This is a genomic window from Candidatus Tisiphia endosymbiont of Thecophora atra (assembly GCF_964026395.1).
GTDB lineage: Bacteria > Pseudomonadota > Alphaproteobacteria > Rickettsiales > Rickettsiaceae > Tisiphia.
Window position 1 is genome coordinate 799,742 of record NZ_OZ032145.1, and the last position, 19,982, is coordinate 819,723.

At 33.4% G+C, this 19,982-nt stretch carries 18 protein-coding genes; 16 read left to right on the forward strand and 2 right to left on the reverse strand.

The window, feature by feature from the left end; all coding sequences use genetic code 11:
• Positions 1 to 93 precede the first annotated feature (93 nt).
• Positions 94 to 1,764, forward strand: a complete 1,671-nt coding sequence (locus AAGD45_RS03950) for an IS1634 family transposase (protein ID WP_341762091.1) — start codon at positions 94 to 96, stop codon at positions 1,762 to 1,764.
• Here AAGD45_RS03950 and AAGD45_RS03955 read toward each other — a convergent pair.
• Positions 1,756 to 4,224 (reverse strand): glycoside hydrolase TIM-barrel-like domain-containing protein, encoded by a 2,469-nt coding sequence (locus AAGD45_RS03955; protein WP_341762092.1) that lies wholly within the window; start codon positions 4,222 to 4,224, stop codon positions 1,756 to 1,758. The two genes, AAGD45_RS03950 and AAGD45_RS03955, sit on opposite strands and share 9 nt — an antisense overlap.
• 132 nt (positions 4,225 to 4,356) lie before the next feature.
• A complete protein-coding gene (locus tag AAGD45_RS03960) occupies positions 4,357 to 4,578 on the reverse strand; it encodes a hypothetical protein (RefSeq protein WP_341762093.1) in 222 nt (73 codons plus the stop codon).
• Positions 4,579 to 4,921: 343 nt separating this feature from the next.
• Here AAGD45_RS03960 and AAGD45_RS03965 point away from each other — a divergent pair, with 343 nt between their 5' ends.
• The 15 genes from AAGD45_RS03965 to AAGD45_RS08715 all read left to right on the forward strand — a co-directional run bounded on the left by AAGD45_RS03965 (position 4,922) and on the right by AAGD45_RS08715 (position 19,896).
• On the forward strand, positions 4,922 to 5,599 hold the full coding sequence (locus tag AAGD45_RS03965; RefSeq protein ID WP_341762094.1) for a hypothetical protein: 678 nt from the start codon (positions 4,922 to 4,924) through the stop codon (positions 5,597 to 5,599).
• Positions 5,600 to 5,727: 128 nt separating this feature from the next.
• Complete coding sequence (gene murC, locus AAGD45_RS03970) at positions 5,728 to 7,212, forward strand: UDP-N-acetylmuramate--L-alanine ligase (RefSeq protein ID WP_341762095.1); 1,485 nt, start codon at positions 5,728 to 5,730, stop codon at positions 7,210 to 7,212.
• A 369-nt stretch (positions 7,213 to 7,581) separates the two neighbouring features.
• Positions 7,582 to 8,469 (forward strand): UDP-N-acetylmuramate dehydrogenase, encoded by an 888-nt coding sequence (murB, locus tag AAGD45_RS03975; protein ID WP_410521076.1) that lies wholly within the window; start codon positions 7,582 to 7,584, stop codon positions 8,467 to 8,469.
• A complete protein-coding gene (locus AAGD45_RS03980) occupies positions 8,462 to 9,427 on the forward strand; it encodes a D-alanine--D-alanine ligase (RefSeq protein ID WP_341762096.1) in 966 nt (321 codons plus the stop codon). Before murB ends, AAGD45_RS03980 begins: the two co-directional genes overlap by 8 nt.
• Entirely contained in the window at positions 9,424 to 10,218 is a 795-nt protein-coding gene (locus AAGD45_RS03985) for a cell division protein FtsQ/DivIB (protein ID WP_341762097.1), read from the forward strand. The genes AAGD45_RS03980 and AAGD45_RS03985 overlap by 4 nt, the downstream gene beginning before the upstream one ends.
• A gap of 5 nt (positions 10,219 to 10,223) precedes the next feature.
• Entirely contained in the window at positions 10,224 to 11,462 is a 1,239-nt protein-coding gene (ftsA, locus tag AAGD45_RS03990) for a cell division protein FtsA (protein ID WP_341762098.1), read from the forward strand.
• A gap of 251 nt (positions 11,463 to 11,713) precedes the next feature.
• On the forward strand, positions 11,714 to 12,361 hold the full coding sequence (locus AAGD45_RS03995) for a dienelactone hydrolase family protein (protein ID WP_341762099.1): 648 nt from the start codon (positions 11,714 to 11,716) through the stop codon (positions 12,359 to 12,361).
• Between the two features lie 101 nt (positions 12,362 to 12,462).
• A complete protein-coding gene (gene ubiB, locus AAGD45_RS04000; protein WP_341762100.1) occupies positions 12,463 to 13,851 on the forward strand; it encodes a 2-polyprenylphenol 6-hydroxylase in 1,389 nt (462 codons plus the stop codon).
• A complete protein-coding gene (gene xth / locus AAGD45_RS04005) occupies positions 13,848 to 14,639 on the forward strand; it encodes an exodeoxyribonuclease III (RefSeq protein ID WP_341762101.1) in 792 nt (263 codons plus the stop codon). Before ubiB ends, xth begins: the two co-directional genes overlap by 4 nt.
• Before the next feature lie 196 nt (positions 14,640 to 14,835).
• Positions 14,836 to 15,528 carry a hypothetical protein gene (locus AAGD45_RS04010; RefSeq protein WP_341762102.1) on the forward strand — a complete coding sequence of 231 codons (693 nt, stop codon included), beginning with the start codon at positions 14,836 to 14,838 and terminating at the stop codon, positions 15,526 to 15,528.
• A gap of 385 nt (positions 15,529 to 15,913) precedes the next feature.
• Positions 15,914 to 16,207, forward strand: a complete 294-nt coding sequence (locus AAGD45_RS04015) for a nucleotidyltransferase domain-containing protein (protein WP_341747307.1) — start codon at positions 15,914 to 15,916, stop codon at positions 16,205 to 16,207.
• Positions 16,194 to 16,601 carry an HI0074 family nucleotidyltransferase substrate-binding subunit gene (locus tag AAGD45_RS04020; protein WP_341762103.1) on the forward strand — a complete coding sequence of 136 codons (408 nt, stop codon included), beginning with the start codon at positions 16,194 to 16,196 and terminating at the stop codon, positions 16,599 to 16,601. The genes AAGD45_RS04015 and AAGD45_RS04020 overlap by 14 nt, the downstream gene beginning before the upstream one ends.
• A gap of 613 nt (positions 16,602 to 17,214) precedes the next feature.
• Entirely contained in the window at positions 17,215 to 17,940 is a 726-nt protein-coding gene (locus AAGD45_RS04025) for a DUF2278 family protein (protein WP_341762104.1), read from the forward strand.
• A 292-nt stretch (positions 17,941 to 18,232) separates the two neighbouring features.
• Complete coding sequence (gene fumC / locus AAGD45_RS04030; protein WP_341762105.1) at positions 18,233 to 19,615, forward strand: class II fumarate hydratase; 1,383 nt, start codon at positions 18,233 to 18,235, stop codon at positions 19,613 to 19,615.
• 44 nt (positions 19,616 to 19,659) lie between these two features.
• Positions 19,660 to 19,896 (forward strand): type II toxin-antitoxin system YafQ family toxin, encoded by a 237-nt coding sequence (locus AAGD45_RS08715; RefSeq protein ID WP_410521077.1) that lies wholly within the window; start codon positions 19,660 to 19,662, stop codon positions 19,894 to 19,896.
• Positions 19,897 to 19,982: the final 86 nt, after the last annotated feature.

A 19,982-nucleotide genomic window follows, 5' to 3' on the forward strand; every position in this document is an offset into this window, starting at 1 on the left:
TTGTGCCTAGTAGATATTTTATTATTGACTTTAACTGCGATGTTGTTTATTATTTAATTAATTGAATATAGCCCCATATTTTATAGCCCTAATATGTACATACGTCGTAAAAAAAGTCCTAATAGTCCAAGGCAATCTATCCAAATAGTAGAAGGTTATCGTGATAGTAAAGGTAACGTCAAACAGCGTATAGTACGTCATTTAGGAGTCTTCGTAGATGAAGTAGAAGAAGCTAAATTAGTTGCCCTAGCACAAGATTTGATTGCCAAGATTAAAGCTGAGAGAGAAGCTGCAACTGGGCAGGGGAATTTGTTTACTGATGATACTAACAAGGTTAAAAGAGGTCGTCCAACTAACAAGCAGTTAAAAGATATTCTACCTGTTAACGAAGTAAAACTAAATGAGGTTGTAGAAGTCAAGCGAGTTGTTGAAGGAGTGCATCAAATAGGGGGGCATGTTTATGATCAAATGCATTTTAACCAGTTACTAGCAAGGAAACGTGACGCTGGGATGCTGAAGGATTTAGTGTTAGCCCGTATGGTAAGACCAAATAGTAAAAAAGGGATAGTTGAGTATTTAAGCGATCAATTTGACAGGCATCATGATCTAGATGCTACTTATCGGATGATGGACAAATTACATGAGCAAATACCTAAAATTAAAGAATTATGCTTTAAAAACACCCTAACCCTGATTCCTAATAAAGAGATTAGCCTAGTATTTTTTGATGTCACTACACTATACTTTGAATCAGTAGAAATAGATGAGCTAAGAGCCTTTGGCTATAGTAAAGATCATCGCTTTAATACTACCCAACTAGTTCTTGCCCTAGCAACTAATGAGGATGGATTACCACTTGGCTATGAGCTATTTAGTGGTAATACCGCAGAAGTTAGCACCTTAATTAAATCAATTAACAGCTGGCAAGCGTATCTTAAAGTTAAAGATGTCTGTTTTATTGCTGATCGTGCAATGTTTAGTAAAGCTAACTTGCAAGTTCTCGATGAAGGTGGTTATCGTTATATTGTGGCAGCAAAGCTTAAAACACTCAAGAAAGAAAAGAAAGAAGAAATATTATCAGAGGAAAACTATAAGCCTACTGTTATAGGCAATGATCTTACTTGGATTGCCGATCTAGAGCATGATGGTAAACGTCTAATTACCAGTTATAAATCTAAAAGGGCTATTAATGATGCACAGGAGCGACAAAAAATTTTAGATAAAATTAATAAGACTATTGGTGAGTCTGGTAGTACTAAAAAACTTATATCTAATAGTGGAGTAAAAAAATATACTTCTAGTGAAAATGGCAAGAGCTATATTGACGCAGAGAAGATAGAGCAGGATGCGTTGTGGGATGGCATACATGGGGTAATCACCAATGACCAAACTATAACTCCACATGAAGCAATAGCAAAATATGCTAGATTATGGGTAATTGAAGAGCAATTTAGAATCAATAAACATAATTTACAAATGCGTCCAATTTTTCACTGGACTAAGCAAAGGATAGAAGCACACATAGCTATGTGTTATATGAGTTTTGCAGTGCTTAAAACTATAGAATACAAGGTTGCTCTGACCCAAAAGATCAGTGTAACTAACATCGTTGAATTATTAATATCAGTACAGGCTTCAATCTTAAGACATACAAAGACTGGTGATCTTTATAGACTACCAAGTGCAATAAAAAACGAAGCTAGAAAAATCTATAAAACCTTTAACATCAAACGTTCAGACCATGCTGCAATATATTTAAAATAACAAAATAATGTTGTGCCTAAATTTTAAAAATCCCAGCACTATGAGCCTTCTAAGCTTATGCCTTATTAAAAAATGCGGAAGTCGGGGGGTAGAATATCCACGTTTGGTGAACTTAATTTGTTCCTGATAAGCTATGATATCAAAGAAATATATAATCCGCAAAAGGTTAATAACATCAATACAAGACAAAGCTTTATTTAATACCAACCCTTCTACAGCTTCATCGAGAGTTGATATATCGATGTTCTTTAATGGAATACCGCATTTATAAGACAATTCGAGAATTATTGCCGCTAAACTACAAGCCCCAAACTTATTATTAACCCAATGCCCTTTTGCCCATAAGTTACCATCTCGCCAAATATTACTGTGTGGCCAAGCTGGGTAAGGTCTAGCATCCCAAGTCCATAAAAACATTTGTTCGATATATTCTTGTGTTTGCCAATATTCAATAAAACTTCGGATAGCTTTACGCTGAATAGAAAAATCAACTTCGCCAGTAGAATATCTCGGTACTCCACCATCACTACATAAAGGATCAAAGAATATATTAGGCTGATTAGTTGCTTTATCAATGGAAGGAAAACCAAATTCCGTAAACCAAATTTTTTTCATTCTTGGTTGCCATTCTGTTGTAACACCATCAGGATTGCGATGATAATTTTCCCACCAATATCTTAAATTCTTCCAAGCATAATCGGCGGCTAACTGATGCTTGCCACCATTTTCATCTATAAAGTGATCATATCCTTCACCTGATTGCCAGCCTTTCATGATTTCTTCTGGTAGAATTCCTGAATTTATGCTTCTCGTTACAGGAAAGTAAGCATCAATACCTACAAAATCTATATATTCTGAGGCAAATAATTTGTCCAAATTATACCATCCATCTTGTGTGTGATGATACTCTGACCAATCTGCTGCATAAGTAACAAGTACATTATTACCCACGATTTCTTTGACTAATTTTGCTAATTTTATCAATTGGGTAACAGCGGGGAAATTATTATGTTGATCCTTGACACTAGTTAAACCTATTAGTTCAGAACCGATTACGAAAGCATCAATATGATCTTTAACCAATTTAGCATAATGTAGGATAAAATTATTATAACCCTCATCTTTATTAAAAAAATCTACTATTGAATTTACGCAGCCTGTTAAATGACCACGCCATGGCTTTTGCCAGACATCCAAAAAAAACATTGGATAAAACATAACTTTAAAGTTTCTACGTTTTAATTCCTGTAAGTAACGGATTAAGCTAGCATCATTGACGCTGCCGCCATATTTAGGGAAATCATCTGCATCTCGTGATACTAGCCTTGCCGTATCACGTAAATATTTCCCAACTTGCCATTGTTCTGAATATTGTGTATTTGGATCATTAAATTCCACAGCAGGTTTAATAGTACAACTTGCAATATCCAAACTATCACCAAACCAACATACAACTGGTGCAACCCATTTGATGTTAGGGCATATAATTTTCATTTGATTTAGACTATAAAGACTATTAGCAATATTACGGTAATTATTTGAATTTATTGGTTTTTTACTAATGATACCGCCTAAAGAGTTTTGTATAGTTTTGTATTGTACTATAGTGTCGTAAACAAATTCTCCGGATCCTGGGATTATGTCAACAGCCTCAACTAAATCTTCTACACTCCGAAACTGTATCTGAGAAGTAATTTTGTTGTTAAAATCAAGCTCAAAATCCTCACATACGCTAAAGTATGCTCCGGTTTTTTGCTTGATCTTTCCTAAAAATTCCTCTCTCATATACAGTTTCGCAATAGAGCTATTATCGTCTTCAACGTCACCGGGAATATTAGCCTTCCTAGTTACTTCAAAGGAGAAATTAGGTATCGAATTATTAAAATCAGCTAAGGGTAGGTCTTCAAATACAGCGTAACTTAATCCACGAAATGCTGGTGCTTGACCTTGAGCTTCAGTTGCAGCAATTAAAGGATCGGGTAATTGCTCTTCTGACCCTAAATAAAGCCTGAATTTATATTGTTCAAGATTGAGTAACTGATCATTAACCCATACTCTACCAATCTCAGCTATTTCGCCTTCACATAAGCTAACTGCAAAGGATAAATAATATTCACATTCCGTTACATTATGGATAGAAGCAGTTTCGGCAGTAGCTGATAAACCTCGTTGTGTAACACTGGTAACTTGTACTTCCTTAATTTGACTTGCCCAAATTATTTTACCATTGACCCTTGCCGTACCAAAAACTAAGGTTATTGGATGTCCATATACAGTTTTTGATAAGGAAAAACTTTCTCTAATATTTTTAAAATGGTAATACTCCTCAGGTTCATAATTTAAATGTTCTAAGTAATCACCGAGTGTCCTACCGGCAAATCGCCCAATAGTGGATAATATACCGCCACCAAAAACACCACCAATGCTACTTCCTATGTTACCTAAAATCTGACCAAACATATTAATACCTTATATTTATAGTTAATATAAGATATTATATCATGTAATATAGTTGCACTAAGTGTGGGTGGATATTTTTTTTAGCAATAGTCATATTTGTTTTCATAATGGGTTTCTATAATTTTATATTCCCTAATTGTGGTCGTTATTGTGGTCGTTCGTGTGTCCCTGTAAATCGACAAGGGAAGTGTAAAACGTTGAGTTAGCAACACTATAAGGCAAGGAGAAGGGCGGGGGAGAAACTGAATCATTAGAAACTGCATCAAGATTAACAGCAGGATTAACAGCAAGATTATCATCATCTACTTTTGGTGATTTACTAAAGTAGCTATTAGATGGAAGACTATCAGTCATAAATTTATGCTCATTATTATTAATTAAAGATATAATCTAATAAATGTTAATTAATACAAACTAAATATTACAAAATTATTAAATTATAGTAATTAACTCTTACTAGACGAACATATATACGCATACTTGACCTTTTTGTAAAGCACCGGGTAATTAAATCATCATGTAGAGTTGTCAACTTCTTATTACTCTTATCACGGAAGTTCAATGTAACTTGTTACATCGAATTCAGGTTAATTAGAAAGATTATTACTTTATTAATTGTAAAAATTTATCTAAGGTACTTAGTGTTTAATTATTTTATGTTATTATAATAAAATAATATAAATAGGGAGGTATAACTATGAGTAAATATGTAATGTTTTGTGGTATGAGTTTTGCTGGAAAAAACGAATATAGTCAAATGTCTGTAGATTATCTTATGCAAAAAAGAAACGTTAAAGAAGAACTTATCTCGATTGTAGATGATCCAAAAAGTACTGAGTTTGGAGAGAAAATTGTTCAATTTGATAGAGTAGAAGATAAAATTAACAATACAGTAAGTGGAGCATTATATATAACTGCAAGCTGTAATATCTATGATAATCTAATTAGTAGTGCTTTAGAAAATCATCAGTACATATTTTGTAAAGGAGGGTTTCTAGAAGTAATTGGATACCAAGGTGCTGTTTGTGGAGATCAAGGATTTAGTTGGGAGATGCTAAAAAGACATTATACAGATCAGGTACAAACTACTCATAAGACCGTACAATTTCCTGATATAATATTTATTTGTGTTAATTCTTTTACTAGATCACAAATAATGGCTAAATGTAGTAATAGTAAAAGTTGGGAGGCAAAAATGACTGTAGATGAGTACGATCATTATTCTAATAAAATGAGAGCGACTTATGAAATTATGGCAGCAGATCACGAATTTACAGCAAAAACAAAAGTATTGCTTATTGATCCTACGGATTGCACACTTGCTAAAACTTGGGAATCACAAATAAAACCTGAAATAGATCAGCTAATGGATTAGGTCACAGAGGTCTGTGATTATTGTTAGTGAGTATACTCAAATCAATCGAAATTTTTTCTTAAAAGCTTGACCTTTGGTTAAAAACTGGTTATGCAAGAGATAAACAACTATAACTATTATTATATAAAATGTTTTTATTAGAATTAAAAAAAATAAACGGAACTCTTGATACGATGCATTTTATAGGTATCGGAGGAATCGGTATGAGTGGCATTGCCGAAATACTCCATAACCTTGGATATAAAGTACAAGGTTCTGATATAGTAGAAAATTATAATACCAAAAGACTAGAAACTAATGGTATTAAGGTTTTCCTTGGTCATCAAGGACAAAATGTCACTAATGTTTCATATGTAGTGGTATCATCAGCTATAAATAAAGATAACCCTGAAATTCAGGAAGCCTTACATAGAAAGATACCAATAATTAGGCGGGCTGAAATGCTGGCTGAATTAATGAGGCTAAAATGCTCTGTAGCAATTTCTGGCTCACATGGCAAGACTACTACAACATCACTCGTTGCTTGTTTATTTGAAGCTGCTGGGCTTTGTCCGACTTTAATTAATGGTGGTATTGTTAATAGTAAATCTACTAATGCCTATCTTGGGTCTGGGAATTATCTGATAGCCGAAGCCGATGAATCTGATGCAACTTTTATTCGTGTGCCATCAACGATTGCGGCAATAACTAATATTGATCCTGAGCATCTAGATTTTTACCATGATTTTGATAGTTTAATTCAAGCTTTTAGGAGCTTTATAACTAATTTACCATTTTATGGCTTTGCAGTTGCTTGTATTGATCATAAAGTTGTTAGAAATTTAGTAAGTAGCATCTTTGAGCGTAAAATTATAACTTATGGCATAGACTCAAATGATGCTCACATACAAGCCTTTAATTTGAATTTCGATATTACATCATCGACTTTTGATGTGCGAATTAACCTACCTAATGTAAATGGTGTAACAATTATAGAGCAAATTACCTTACCTACCCCAGGGAGACACAATATCCTTAATGCTCTTGCTGCTATAGCGATAGCTGTGGAACTTGATTTTGGTATTAAAATCATTAAAAATGGATTTAATAGTTTTAAAGGGATCAAACGCAGATTCACTAAGGTAGCCGAATATAACAGTGCTACCATAATTGATGATTATGCTCACCATCCAGAGGAAGTAAAAGCTACACTTGCTACAGCAAGAAATATTGCTAACAAGCAAAATAGTAAGATTATAGCAATCTTCCAACCACATAGGTACACAAGAGTTAAATATTTGTTTGATGATTTTTTGACTTGTTTTGTTGATGCTGACCAGGTGTATATCACGGATATATATGCTGGTGGTGAACAGCCAATAGATGGTATAACAGGAAAAAGTATAGTGGATGAAATCAACAATACTAAATCTCATCCAATGGCAGCCTTTATCGAGGATCACAAAGATATAGCTAAAATTATTATTAGTGAAGCTATGCCAAATGATATAATAGTAATGATGGGTGCTGGGAGCATTTCTGCTTGGGCCAATGATTTGCATCAGCAATTTACGCGAGAACGTCATTGCGAGGAGCCGCGAAGCTCGAACGAAGCAATACATAAAAGTGATTAAAAATGGATTGCCACGACCACTACGTGATCTCGCAATGACGAAAGTATTCTACCCACACGTCATTGTGCATAGGCGTCAACTTAGGAGCGTAATGATTGAACATGTATAAACAAATTAAACACAGCCGTCATCGCGAGGCATCGTTAGATGCCGTAGCGATCTAGATAAACAGCGAAGCTGTTTTTTAGAGTAACGCTTCGCGTATCTTAGATTGCCGCGTCGCCGCTTGCAGCGGCTTCTCGCAATGACGTTTAGGTTTGATTTACTTATACATGCTCAATCATTACGCTCTTAAGTTGACACCTATGTGCTATGATGATTATAGAAAAATGTAGAGTACTATGGTATTAAGGGAGATATTTTATAATTATGGAATTACCTAAGACTGTTGGTGAATATAGAAATAATTACAATTTAAGTCATCTAACTTGGTTTAAAGTTGGTGGAGCAGCTGAAGTCTTGTTTAAACCATTAGATGTACAAGATTTAGCAAATTTTGTATCACAAAACCAACAACAGAGGTCAATAACTGTTTTAGGGGCTGGATCAAATATTATCATTAGAGATGGTGGTATAGATGGAGTTGTAGTAAAACTTGGTCAAAATTTTACTAATATAGGATTTCAAGGCGATAACAAATTGTCAGTGGGAGCTGGTTGCCTGAACTATAATTTGGCAAAATTTTGTCAAAGTCAAGCAATTACCGGGTTTGAGTTTTTGGTTGGTATACCGGGTACTATAGGTGGTGGAGTGGTTATGAATGCTGGGGCGTATGGTTCAGAGTTTAAAGATATCATAATAGCAATTGAAGCAATAGACTCTAGAGGAAATTTTATCCTAATCCCTAACGAAAAGATAGGTTTTAAGTATCGTGGTAATAATTTACCAAAAGATTTGATTATAACTAGGGCTATCTTTAAGGCAACTATTGGGGAGCGAGAGATGATCCTAGCAAAAATGGATGAAATAAATAAAAATAGGCTAGCAACCCAGCCGATTAAAGAACGGACGAGCGGCAGTACATTTGCTAATCCAGAAAATCATAAAGCATGGCAACTAATTGACAAGGCTGGTATGAGAGGATACAGAATTGGTGGGGCTTCTATGTCGCAACTACATTGTAATTTTATGATAAACCATGGTAATGCCTCTGCTTGTGATTTAGAAGCTCTTGGTGATCTTGTAAAAAAAAAGGTATTTGAAAATAGTGGAATTAATCTAAAATGGGAAATTAAAAGAATGGGGAAATATGCATAAATATCAAACAAGCTTTATTGCGAATTCTAAGATTACCATATTGAGTGACAAAGGAAAAAAACACGTGGCAGTAGTAGGTGGTGGTATGTCTGCTGAACGAGAAATTTCTTTAGTATCGTCTTTGGGAGTTAACAAAGCTTTGGTAGATAGTGGATATAAAGTTACTTTTATAGATATGGGAGTAGATATTGCCTCAGTACTGCTGCAGATAAAACCTGATATAGTTTATAATTGTTTACACGGCACTTATGGTGAAGATGGTTGTCTGCCTGGATTACTCAATATCCTACGGATTCCTTATACTCACAGTGGCGTTCTTGCTTCTTCTTTAGCATTTAGTAAAACACATGCAAAAGCATGGTTTGTTGCTAATGATATTAAGATAGCCAAGAGTATTGTAGTTAATAAATCTGATAATATTAACAACGACCCTATGCCAAGACCGTATGTTATAAAACCTATTGCTCAAGGATCAAGTATAGGCGTTGAATTAATATTTGTTGAGGATGATTTTAATTTTGCTGATTATGATTTTCCTTATGGTGATCAGGTAATGATTGAAGAATATATTAAGGGGCGAGAAATGCAGGTAGCCGTTCTAAACGGTAGGGCTTTAGGGGTATTGGAAATAAAACTCCTGAAACAACGTTTTTATGCTTATGATACTAAATACACAGATGGATTTGCTCAGCATTTATGTCCAGCTCCATTACCACAGAATATATATAATAAGTTACTAGAGGAGTCGGAAAAAATATATCAAACCATGAATTGTAGAGGTGTAGCTAGAGCAGAGTTTATTTTTGATGAAAGCAAGAATGAATTTTTTACTCTAGAAATTAACACTCATCCTGGTATGACTCCCTTATCGATTATACCAGAAATAGCTGCCTTACAGGGGATGGATTTCCGCTCGCTAGTTGAAAGAATTTTAGAAACAGCATGCATTGACCCATGAAAAAGAATAAGATGTTTAATAAGAAAAAAAAAGCTAATATACCGCTGCGACGAAAGATTGGAGTGGTGTATGTTAGGGTGGTATTGTTTATTAAAATTATCCTAGTAGTTTTTCTTTCTTTATTTTTCTTCACCAACTATTTTAGTTCTGTAAAACAAGAAATTGCCCAATATGTTTACGAATTCACTTCTGATATTGGTTTTAGGCTTGAAAATGTTTTAATAGAAGGGCAATATAATACTCAGGAAGAAGATATATTGGCTACTTTAAATGCCGATAAGGGTACAGCTATTTTTTCTTTAGATTTGGATTCAATAAAAAGTAATTTAAGACGCAATCCTTGGATTAAAAATGTCTCAATTATTGAGAGAAGATTACCTAATACTCTTTATATAAGACTAATTGAGAGAATACCTATTGCTATTTGGCAGATTAACGGGCAAGTTTTTCTTATTGATCAAGAAGGATATAAAATTACCAATAATATAGGTAGTTTTTCTAATCTTTTGCATGTTGTGGGATCGGATGCTAATATTTATACTAGCAAATTAATTCAGGATTTAGCTAAACACCCTGAATTAGCTAAAAAAATTATCTCTTCTGTACGTTATGGAGGAAGACGTTGGGATTTAAATCTAGAACAAGCTATTACTGTTAAAATGCCGGACTTAGGTTTTGAACATGCTTTAGATTATCTTGCAGGATTGGATATGAAAAATATATTATTTAATCAGAACTATAAAATTATAGATTTACGAGATTCGGCTAAAGTTTATATGGAAAAATATTAAAAATTATGAAAGCCAAATTGTCTAACTTTGTTACTCTTGACCTTGGTAGTAGTAAAATAGCTTGCATTGCGGCATATATTGACAAAAGAGAGGAAGCAAAAATAATAAGCCAAAATCTGTATTACTCAAAAGGCATTAAATCAGGAGTCATATTAGATTTAAAAGAGGCAGAAAATAGCATAGTCGGGGCGATTTATGCATTAGAAAAAGATTGCGGTAAAAACATAAAAAAAATAACTATATCACTAACAGGCTATGGCACTAAGTCTTATTACATAAATAATAAAATAAAACTTTCTAATCAGCCAATTTCACAGCAAGATATCAAAAAACTTATCAAAAAAGCCCTATTGGAGTTCAAGCTTAAAGACCAAGAAATTATTCATTATTTTCCTATAGAATTTATTCTTGACGATAATAATGCTATTGAAGATCCAGTTGGGATGTTTGGCAAAGAATTAGGGTGTGAATTACATATTATTACAGCAAATTCTAATATGCTGATGAATATTACCAATTGTTTTGCAAAATGTCATGTTGAAATAAATAATATTATATTAGCAATTTACGCTTCGGGAATTGCTTGTCTTTCAGAAGATGAAAAAGCTCTTGGTTCTATTATAATTGATATGGGTGCTAGAACTACCTCATTTGGTGTATTCGTCTCAGGTAAATTACTATATACAAGCTACATAGATATAGGTAGCTTTCATATTACATCTGACATAGCAAAAGTCTTTTCAGTAAGCCTTGATATTGCAGAAAAACTTAAAATTCTTTATGGTAATGCTATGCCATCTTCTTTTGATAAAGATAGTGTTATTATTTTAGAAGATTCTGAAATGGAGATTCCTGATAGCGGCAGACCAACAATTACTTCAAAGTATCTTGCATCTGTCATTAATCCAAGAGTAGAAGAAATATTATTGATGGTTCAAGCAGAATATGACAAGGTTGTTGCAGGCAATATGATCGCTTATCGCATTGTTATTACCGGCGGCGGGGCAATGCTCCGAGGAGTAAAAGAACTGGCAAGCAAAATTTTTGAAAAACAAGTACGAATTGGTAAACCAGAGGTCTTACCAGGTTTTGCTGAAGATTATAATCCCCATATATACTCCACTTCTATAGGTATGGTAAAAAATCAATCTTTAAAAATACAAAAAAATAATTTTAATATTAATGATAATAACGATACTAGTTGGTTTAAAAAATTTCTAATTTGGTTGAAGGAGAATATTTGAAAAGAAAATGCCTAATACTCGATAATCAAGCTTTTTAGAATTATTAAAAGATACGTCTATTAGCGAGGAGGCATGAGCCGACGAAGCAATCCACAAAAAATATAATAAGTAATTTGGATTGCAGTGTCGCCACTAAAGTGGCTTTTTGCAATGACGTTTAACTAAAAGTTGTATACATCTTACTAATTTTGTGTGCATCGTCTAGGTTAACGGGGTGTTACCCCTGTGGAAACTTTTTAAGAGCTTAAAAAATGATTAAAAATGAAATATTATCTTACCCAGAAGTAAAAAGTTTGAATGGTCAATGTAAAAAGCTTGTTGTATTGTTACATGGGCTTGGTTCAGATGGGCATGACTTAATAAGCTTAGTTCCCTTTATATCTAAGGAATTGCTAGATTGTCATTTTATTTCGCCGCATGGAGTTGAAAAATTTGATAATGCACCGTATGGTAGACAATGGTTTAGTCTAAATGATCGTACTCCTTATGTAATAGGGGAATTAGTTGCTAAAAATAGCAGTTTAGTTACAAAGATAATTCAAAAAAAACAAGCTGAACTAAATTTAACTAATAAAGATACTATCATAATTGGTTTTTCACAAGGCACTATGATGGGACTATATTTAAATTTGGTACAAAAAGAGCCTTTTGCTTGTGTGGTAGGATTTTCTGGTAAATTAATCGCCCCATTAGAATGTATCAATAAAACTACGCCAGTTTGCGTAATACATGGTGAATTAGACGATGTGGTTGATGTAAGTAGCATGGACGAGATAATAGAATATTTACAGAAATATAATATTGATCATAGTAATTACAAGATACCAAATCTTATGCATTCTATTGATGATAGGGGACTACAATTTGCCGTCAAGTTTATAAATACTAAAGCACAGTAAATTGTAATACGACGTTTTTTTAAGTACTTAATCCCAAGGAATTTAGCAGATGTTTTACTGCTTAGGCAAGTAGCTTAAAACTTCAAATCATTTGAGTATATATGATTAGCTTATTATTGAATTTTTTATATATATTAAGAGTGGTAAGCAAGCAGCAAATACTGACTTATCCTAGTACAATAAGATTACCATCTAGGTTAAAAATTCTTGGCTGGGTGATAACCATAGTAGTTTATCCAATTGGTCTATTTAAAACACCAAAAGATGATTTTGCTATAAGGTTAACCGATTGTTTTAAAAAATTAGGTCCTGTTTATATAAAATTTGGGCAAACTCTTTCCACAAGACCGGATCTTATAGGAGTTAAGATTGCCAGTTATTTGCAGTCTCTTCAAGATAAGTTGCCACCTTTTAGTAGTAGTATAGCACGAAAGATTATTGATGAGTCGTTTGGTCAAAGTACTGAAGAGTTATTCACCGTCTTTGAGGATATACCAATTGCAGCAGCTTCGATTTCTCAAGTACACAGAGCTAAGTTGAAGTCCGGTGAATTCGTTGCAGTAAAAATATTACGCCCGAGAATTCATCATACATATAATAAGGATATTAAACTTTTATATATTCTTGCTAAACTAGTAGCAAGAATATTTATAAAATTTAAAAGACTGCAACCAGTAGCGGTAATAGATGTATTTAATACTACTATGAAATTTGAGCTTGACTTACGTTTAGAAGCGGCGGCAGCTTCAGAACTCTCTGATAATCTGCAAAATGATGTTGATATATATATTCCTAAAGTTTATTGGCAACTGACTCATGAATATATAATAACCACAGAATGGGTAGATGGAATATCAATTTATGCTCGAGATAAGCTTATAGAGCAGGGCTTAGATCTAACTAAAGTAGCCCAAAGATTTGCTACAATATTTTTTAACCAAGTATATAGAGATGGCTTTTTTCATGCAGATTTACACCCCGGCAATATTTTAGTTAGGTCGGATGGTAGCATAGTGTTACTAGATTTTGGTATTATGGGTAGGTTATCTGATAAAGATAGAATGGCAATTGCTGAAAGCCTATTTGGTTTTTTAAGTAGAAACTATAAGTTAGTAGCACTTGTCCATCTTAGGGCTGGTTATATTCCTCAGAATACCGATCTTGATCTTTTTGCTCAGGCGTGCAGAGCAGTGAGTGAACCGATTATGGGATATGTCGTCAAAGATATTTCTATAGGTAGGTTACTTGCACAATTATTTAAAATCACCGAAGATTTTGGCATGGAGGTACAACCACAATTGCTATTATTACAGAAAACTATAGTAGTAGTAGAAGGGGTAGGGCAGCAGCTTGATCCAGAAATTAACGTATGGCAGCTTATAGAACCATGGATCAAGAAATGGGCGGCTAAGAATCTTAGCCCAGAGGCGAAAATTCTTAGAATTTTAAAGCATGTTGTAGTGGAAATATTGGAGAGATTTAATAAATGAAAATAGTAACCTGGAATATTAATTCGGTACGTTTGCGACTTAGTTTACTCAAAAAGCTAATTGATGAACATCAGCCTGATATTATATCATTGCAGGAGATTAAAACAATTAATGAACTATTCCCTTACCAAGCTATTAATGATATGGGCTACCAGCATATATATTGTTCAGGAGAGAAGTCTTATAATGGAGTAGCAATTTTATCAAAATTTCCTTTTACCAATAAATTCATTCTTGAATTGTATAATAGCAATAAAAGGCATGTAGCAGTAGAAGTTTTAGGTATTGAGATACATAATTTTTATGTACCGGCTGGTGGTGATATAGCTGATGTAAATGTTAATGAAAAATTTAAACATAAATTGGCATACGTAAAATTAATACAAGAATGGTTAACCAATAATCGGAGTAAAGATAGTAAGATTATTATAACGGGAGACCTAAATATTGCCCCTCATGAGCATGATGTATGGTCTAGCCGTCAATTGCGTAATGTTGTTAGCCATACAGACATAGAGCGTTCAACTCTGTTGGAATTACAGGCTTCCTTAGGTTTTATCGATAGTAGCCGCTATTTCATACCGTATAATGAAAAATGTTATACTTGGTGGAGTTATAGAAATATAGACTGGCAAAAATCTAATCGGGGACGTAGATTAGATCATATTTGGACTAGTTCTAACTTACAAGATAAGATGCTATCTGTCAGCTCCTTATCAGAAGCTAGGAATTGGCTTATGCCCTCTGATCATGTACCTTATTTTTTAACATTGGGGAGTGTTGGGTAAAGGGTAAAACTGTTATGTTAAACTCGTGTTATTAATGATTAATAATTTAAAAATTGTTGACATGAGTCTATCTGTAATTATATTAGTATGTACAATTATTTTTCTTTAATATAAAAATTGCTTTTTACGTTTAAATTATAAAAAATATCTTAATAATGTAAATAAAGAGGGAAATGTGCGTTTAAGTACACTAATAATGATATTATCTGTTTTCCTATTTTTAACAGGGTGTGGTGGAAATGGAGTTTTGATGCCGAAGGCTAATTTAGCCCAAGATATTACAGGTATCCAAGTAACATATATTTTACCACATGGGATTGAACAAAATGCTGGGACAGTTAATGGACTAAGGTTCAAACAATATGATTGCGGACCTGAGAGTAAAATAGAAAGGTTACATATTAATTCTAAACATAATGGCTTGTTAATAGAAAGAAGGACTGACAATGGGGTGGCAGGTTCTGGTGTGATTTGCAATGTTGACGTAAATACTATATCTAAGCCTGATAGCACATGGGTTATACTAACGCCTAAGACTCAAGAAACATACCAACAGGGTGTAGTTTTGCCATTTCCTGTGCCTGATTTTGATATAGAATCTTATTTATCAAGTGCTACATTTGATTATGTATTTGAACTCAATTCAGAATATAATGGTGATTCAATAAAAGCAAACTTTGATCGTCTGTTAGGTAAAGGCACTGATTACAGATTAAACCTTAATGATGAGCAATTTGACATTTCTGTAAAAATATATCCTTACAGAAATGGAGCAAAAGTTGTTGCCAATATTACGATATATAATCAAAAAACAAAAAATGGAGTAATTAATGTGACTCAAAAAATAGAAAGAGTAAAAGAAGAAATACGCAGAATAGTTAATTCTTAAGCAAGGTTAAGTAAATAATCTTAGGTATAGCTAACACGAAAAGGTTTAAGGCATAGTAATGGTAATAGAATTGGTGTCATTCCCGCGTAGGTAGCGGAATCTAAATATGATCTTACGATGTCATCCCTGCGTAGGTAGATATCTAAAATAACTTAACACACCTATCTTGGTCATTTTTTAGATTCCTGCATACGTAGGAGTGACATAAACCCTCGCAGGGATGACATCGCTTTCTAGCTAAGTAAGATTAACATATACCTAAAACCTTTTCGGGTTAGCTATAATATAATTTTAAATATTGTGAAGATAACTTTATTGCAATCTGATCTTACCTCTTTATTATTTTAAAAAGTTATTAAAATAATAGAAGGTATGGAATTAATAAATGAAAGTTCAGGATTATAAATTTTATAATGATTTAATATCACAGATTGTGGTTGAGGAAGTTTGGTTATTTGGTTCTAGGGCAAGGAACGATAATCAGGATAGAGCAGATATTGATTTAGCTATAGTATGTCATAATGCTACTACTAAGGATTGGTTGAAATTACAAGAAATTGTTGATAATGCTGATACACTCTTAAAAATAGATTGTATAAGGCTTGACGAATTAGAGGATTCATCAGACTTAAAATTATCTATAATACGAGAAGGGGTAAAATTATATGAAAGATCCTAAAATAGAGTTAGGTTTTTCAAAGCTAAGTAGAGCTTTAATATCTTTAGAAGATATTGTATTTAAGCCCGTGCTAGAAGATCGAAGTAATATAGATGCTACCATTCAAAGATTTGAGTTTACAATAGAACTATTTTGGAAATTATTAAGGGTAATTCTTGAAAGCAAAGGAGTAGAAGTGCAATATCCTAAAGATGTTTTAAGAGAAGCATTTAAAGGACATCTGATTGATCATGAACAAGAGTGGTTAAAAATGCTGCTAGATAGAAATATTACCTCTCATACTTATGATGAGCAGCTAGCGGATAAAATTTATAATAATATTAGATCTTACATTCCCACATTAAGAAGTACATTTGATAAGTTGAACTTTCTTAATCACTCACCTTACGCATAATCCCCATGGCAATTTAAAAGTTATAGGAAAAACAGCCTAGCGTCATTGCGAGGAGGCATAAGCCGACGAAGCAATCCATTTTTGGTTACTTTTGTGGATTATTTCGTCGACCTACGGTCTTTTCGCTAATAGACATTGACCGCATACAACTTTTAAACTGCCCTGCCTAAAACCGCTTCCTCTTCGAACTTTCGACAGTTGTGGATCGTAGGTAACCTCAGTTCGATATAAGAATTAATTAATTCTTATATCGAACTGGCTTTGTTATAAGGAAAAATGCACTCTTGAAGCGGCTGACGCGGGTGCATTTTAACTTTTTTCATCATTCAATATGTGATTTTAATAATTAAAATCACATATTGAATGGAGTATTATATTTTAACAATCAGGTGGGCAGCCGCTTCAAACCTGATTGTTTCTATCTTGTGAAGTGGGGACAAGTATTACTTCAAAAGATTGCTACGACGCCGCTTTTCGCGGCTTCTTGCTAATAGACAGTTAAGGAAAAACTTGATTATCGAATTATAAGTATAATATAGTAGGAAAAAGAGTCAAGTAATTTAAATATAAAGAATTTAAAATACGGTAGCACTTCACAAGCTTCTAGAGTAGAATGAGCAAATCTACTCTGTATAAAAAGGTTATTAGTATGTTAAAAAATTATTCGTGTTTAAAGGGAATCGTATCACAGGATTTAGAAGATCATATAAAACACACAATGACTCATCATAATCTTATAGTACAAGCTAATGGATTAGACTATCAAGTAAATATAGATACTCAGTCCGATTCGATACCTAATGTTAAGGTGTACTATACCGATCAGTTTAGTAATGAACTATTAACTAATTTAAATAAACTAGGAAATGAAGGATTGTTTAGTTTGGATAAGTTACCTCGCACTTCTAGGCTTGATTATCTTCGTAGTGGAATTTTAAAAGTAGCTGATTTAAAGAATATACTACCAAAATCATGGCAAGAAATATCAGCTTTGTTAGACCAATATCTTATATGTGGTACAAAAGTGTGTATTTTAGGTGAATCGTATTATAATAGTGAAACAATACAAGAGATACCTTATGGCTTACATCTAAGACAAACATATAATCATCTACCTCCTAGAGGTATACATGATATACATATGAACCAAGGTACTTCTTTAATGATGTCGCAAAGTAAAAATAATGGTATTTATCAAGATGGAGCTATATTTGTAGAAACGCCTGATAACACAACTATGGCTTTTTTCTTTAAGTTTGCTGAGCAATCTTTAGTTACTGATGATGCAGGCAATCCTTTGAATGAAGAAGGTAAGTCAAAAACTTGGGCAGATGAATAACGCGAATTCGGGATAACAGGTTATCCCAAATTCGGCTGTATATATAGAAACAATCAGGTTTGAAGCGGCTGCCCACCTGATTGTTAAAATATCATTTGCGTTCAATAGATGATTTTAATTATTAAAATCATCTATTGAACGGTAAAAAAGTTAAAATGTACTCGCGTCAGCCGCTTCAAGAGTACATTTTTCTTTATATCACAGCTAATTCGGGATAAGAATTATAATTCTTATCCCGAATTAGGGTGAATAGACTATTAATACAGATAGGTAGGAAAAGGAAAAGATTGTTATGAAAAATTATAGAATTGAAACTGATTCATTTGGAGAAATTAAAGTAGATGATCAATTTTACTGGGGTGCGGGAACTCAAAGGTCTCTTGAAAATTTTAAGATAGGTAATCAAAAAATGCCTATCCAATTGATTAAGGCATTGGCAATTTTAAAAAAATGTGCAGCAAAGGTCAATAGGGAATTAGGTGATCTTAAGCCTGAAATAGAAGAATCAATAAATCAAGCTACCACTAGAATATTAGATGGGGAATTTGATGTTCAATTTCCTTTAGTAGTATGGCAAACCGGGTCTGGTACACAGACTAATATGAATATGAATGAAGTAATTGCCTCTATTGGTAATGAACAGCTAGTAGGTAAAAAGGGTGGTAAATCACCAATTCACCCTAATGATCATGTGAATATGGCTCAATCATCCAACGACTCCTTCCCAACTGCTATGCATATAGCAACCGTACTTGCGAGTAAACAACAATTGATTCCAGCCTTAACAAGTCTGCATTCGGCGTTAAATACCAAAGCTCAAGCTTGGAATAAAATAGTTAAGATAGGGCGTACTCATCTGCAGGATGCTACACCTATAACTCTTGGACAAGAATTTTCTGGATATGTAGCACAAGTGGCATATGCTATAGAACGAGTTGAACAATCGCTCGAAAGAGTATATTTCTTGGCACAAGGTGGCACTGCAGTAGGTACTGGTATTAATTGCCGTAAAGAATTTGCAATAAAATTTTCTGATAAAGTTGCCTCATATACTAACTATCCGTTCAAAAGTGCTGCTAATAAATTTGAAGCACTAGCTACTCATGACGCATTAGTAGAATTCTCTAGTACCCTAAATACTATAGCGGTAAGTTTAATGAAAATTGCTAATGATATTAGACTGCTCGGATCAGGGCCAAGATGTGGTTTTGGTGAATTACATCTACCAGAAAATGAACCTGGTTCGTCAATTATGCCAGGTAAGGTCAACCCAACACAAATTGAAGCATTAACTATGGTTTGTGTTCAGGTCATGGGAAATAATCTTGCAGTAACTGTAGCCGGATCAAACGGTTGTCTCGAGCTAAATACTTTTAAGCCTGTTATAATATATAATATTTTGCAGTCAATAGACTTAATGTCTTCTAGCATCAATAGTTTTGTTACGCACTGTATTGATGGGCTAGTACCCAATATAGAACGTATTAATAAGCTCAGAGAACAATCGCTAATGTTAATAACAGCATTAAATCCACATATAGGCTATGATAATGCAGCAAAGATTGCAAAAAAAGCCTATCAAGAAGGCATAACTTTAAGAGAAGCGGCTATAAAATTAAATTTTTTATCAGGTGAAGAGTTTGATAGCTTAGTGCTAGCAGAAAATATGGTATGATATAATGGGCAGATGAAGTCTTGCAAGAAGTCTATTGACTAAAGTTGAAACAGATTATACAGGTTACAGTTTTTAAGCGTGACTTAAAGCGTATTGTTAAAAGAAATAAAGATTTAAAAAAACTATATAAGGTGGTAGAAATATTGGTACAAGGTATTCCTTTGCCAAGTAAGTATCGTTCACACAAATTAATTGGAAATTATGGTTCGAAATATGAATGTCATACTGATGACTTAGTTATATTACACCGCAGTGGCACTCATGTTGATTTATTCGAGTAATTTAAAACAACTCTTAACTATAAGGAAGGTTATTTTATGGTGGAAATTTTTGTATTCTTTACTATACTAACAACAATTTAATTTAA

Coding starts and splice junctions, on each gene's coding strand:
- xth (WP_341762101.1), top strand. CDS start 13,848: ATGAAAATAGTAACCTGGAATATTAATTCGGTACGTTTGCGACTTAGT.
- AAGD45_RS04015 (WP_341747307.1), top strand. CDS start 15,914: ATGAAAGTTCAGGATTATAAATTTTATAATGATTTAATATCACAGATT.
- ftsA (WP_341762098.1), top strand. CDS start 10,224: ATGAAAGCCAAATTGTCTAACTTTGTTACTCTTGACCTTGGTAGTAGT.
- AAGD45_RS03950 (WP_341762091.1), top strand. CDS start 94: ATGTACATACGTCGTAAAAAAAGTCCTAATAGTCCAAGGCAATCTATC.
- AAGD45_RS03965 (WP_341762094.1), top strand. CDS start 4,922: ATGAGTAAATATGTAATGTTTTGTGGTATGAGTTTTGCTGGAAAAAAC.
- AAGD45_RS03955 (WP_341762092.1), bottom strand. CDS start 4,224: ATGTTTGGTCAGATTTTAGGTAACATAGGAAGTAGCATTGGTGGTGTT.
- AAGD45_RS04020 (WP_341762103.1), top strand. CDS start 16,194: ATGAAAGATCCTAAAATAGAGTTAGGTTTTTCAAAGCTAAGTAGAGCT.
- AAGD45_RS03980 (WP_341762096.1), top strand. CDS start 8,462: ATGCATAAATATCAAACAAGCTTTATTGCGAATTCTAAGATTACCATA.
- murB (WP_410521076.1), top strand. CDS start 7,582: ATGGAATTACCTAAGACTGTTGGTGAATATAGAAATAATTACAATTTA.
- AAGD45_RS03995 (WP_341762099.1), top strand. CDS start 11,714: ATGATTAAAAATGAAATATTATCTTACCCAGAAGTAAAAAGTTTGAAT.
- ubiB (WP_341762100.1), top strand. CDS start 12,463: ATGATTAGCTTATTATTGAATTTTTTATATATATTAAGAGTGGTAAGC.
- AAGD45_RS04025 (WP_341762104.1), top strand. CDS start 17,215: ATGAGCAAATCTACTCTGTATAAAAAGGTTATTAGTATGTTAAAAAAT.
- AAGD45_RS03985 (WP_341762097.1), top strand. CDS start 9,424: ATGAAAAAGAATAAGATGTTTAATAAGAAAAAAAAAGCTAATATACCG.
- fumC (WP_341762105.1), top strand. CDS start 18,233: ATGAAAAATTATAGAATTGAAACTGATTCATTTGGAGAAATTAAAGTA.
- murC (WP_341762095.1), top strand. CDS start 5,728: ATGTTTTTATTAGAATTAAAAAAAATAAACGGAACTCTTGATACGATG.
- AAGD45_RS03960 (WP_341762093.1), bottom strand. CDS start 4,578: ATGACTGATAGTCTTCCATCTAATAGCTACTTTAGTAAATCACCAAAA.
- AAGD45_RS04010 (WP_341762102.1), top strand. CDS start 14,836: ATGATATTATCTGTTTTCCTATTTTTAACAGGGTGTGGTGGAAATGGA.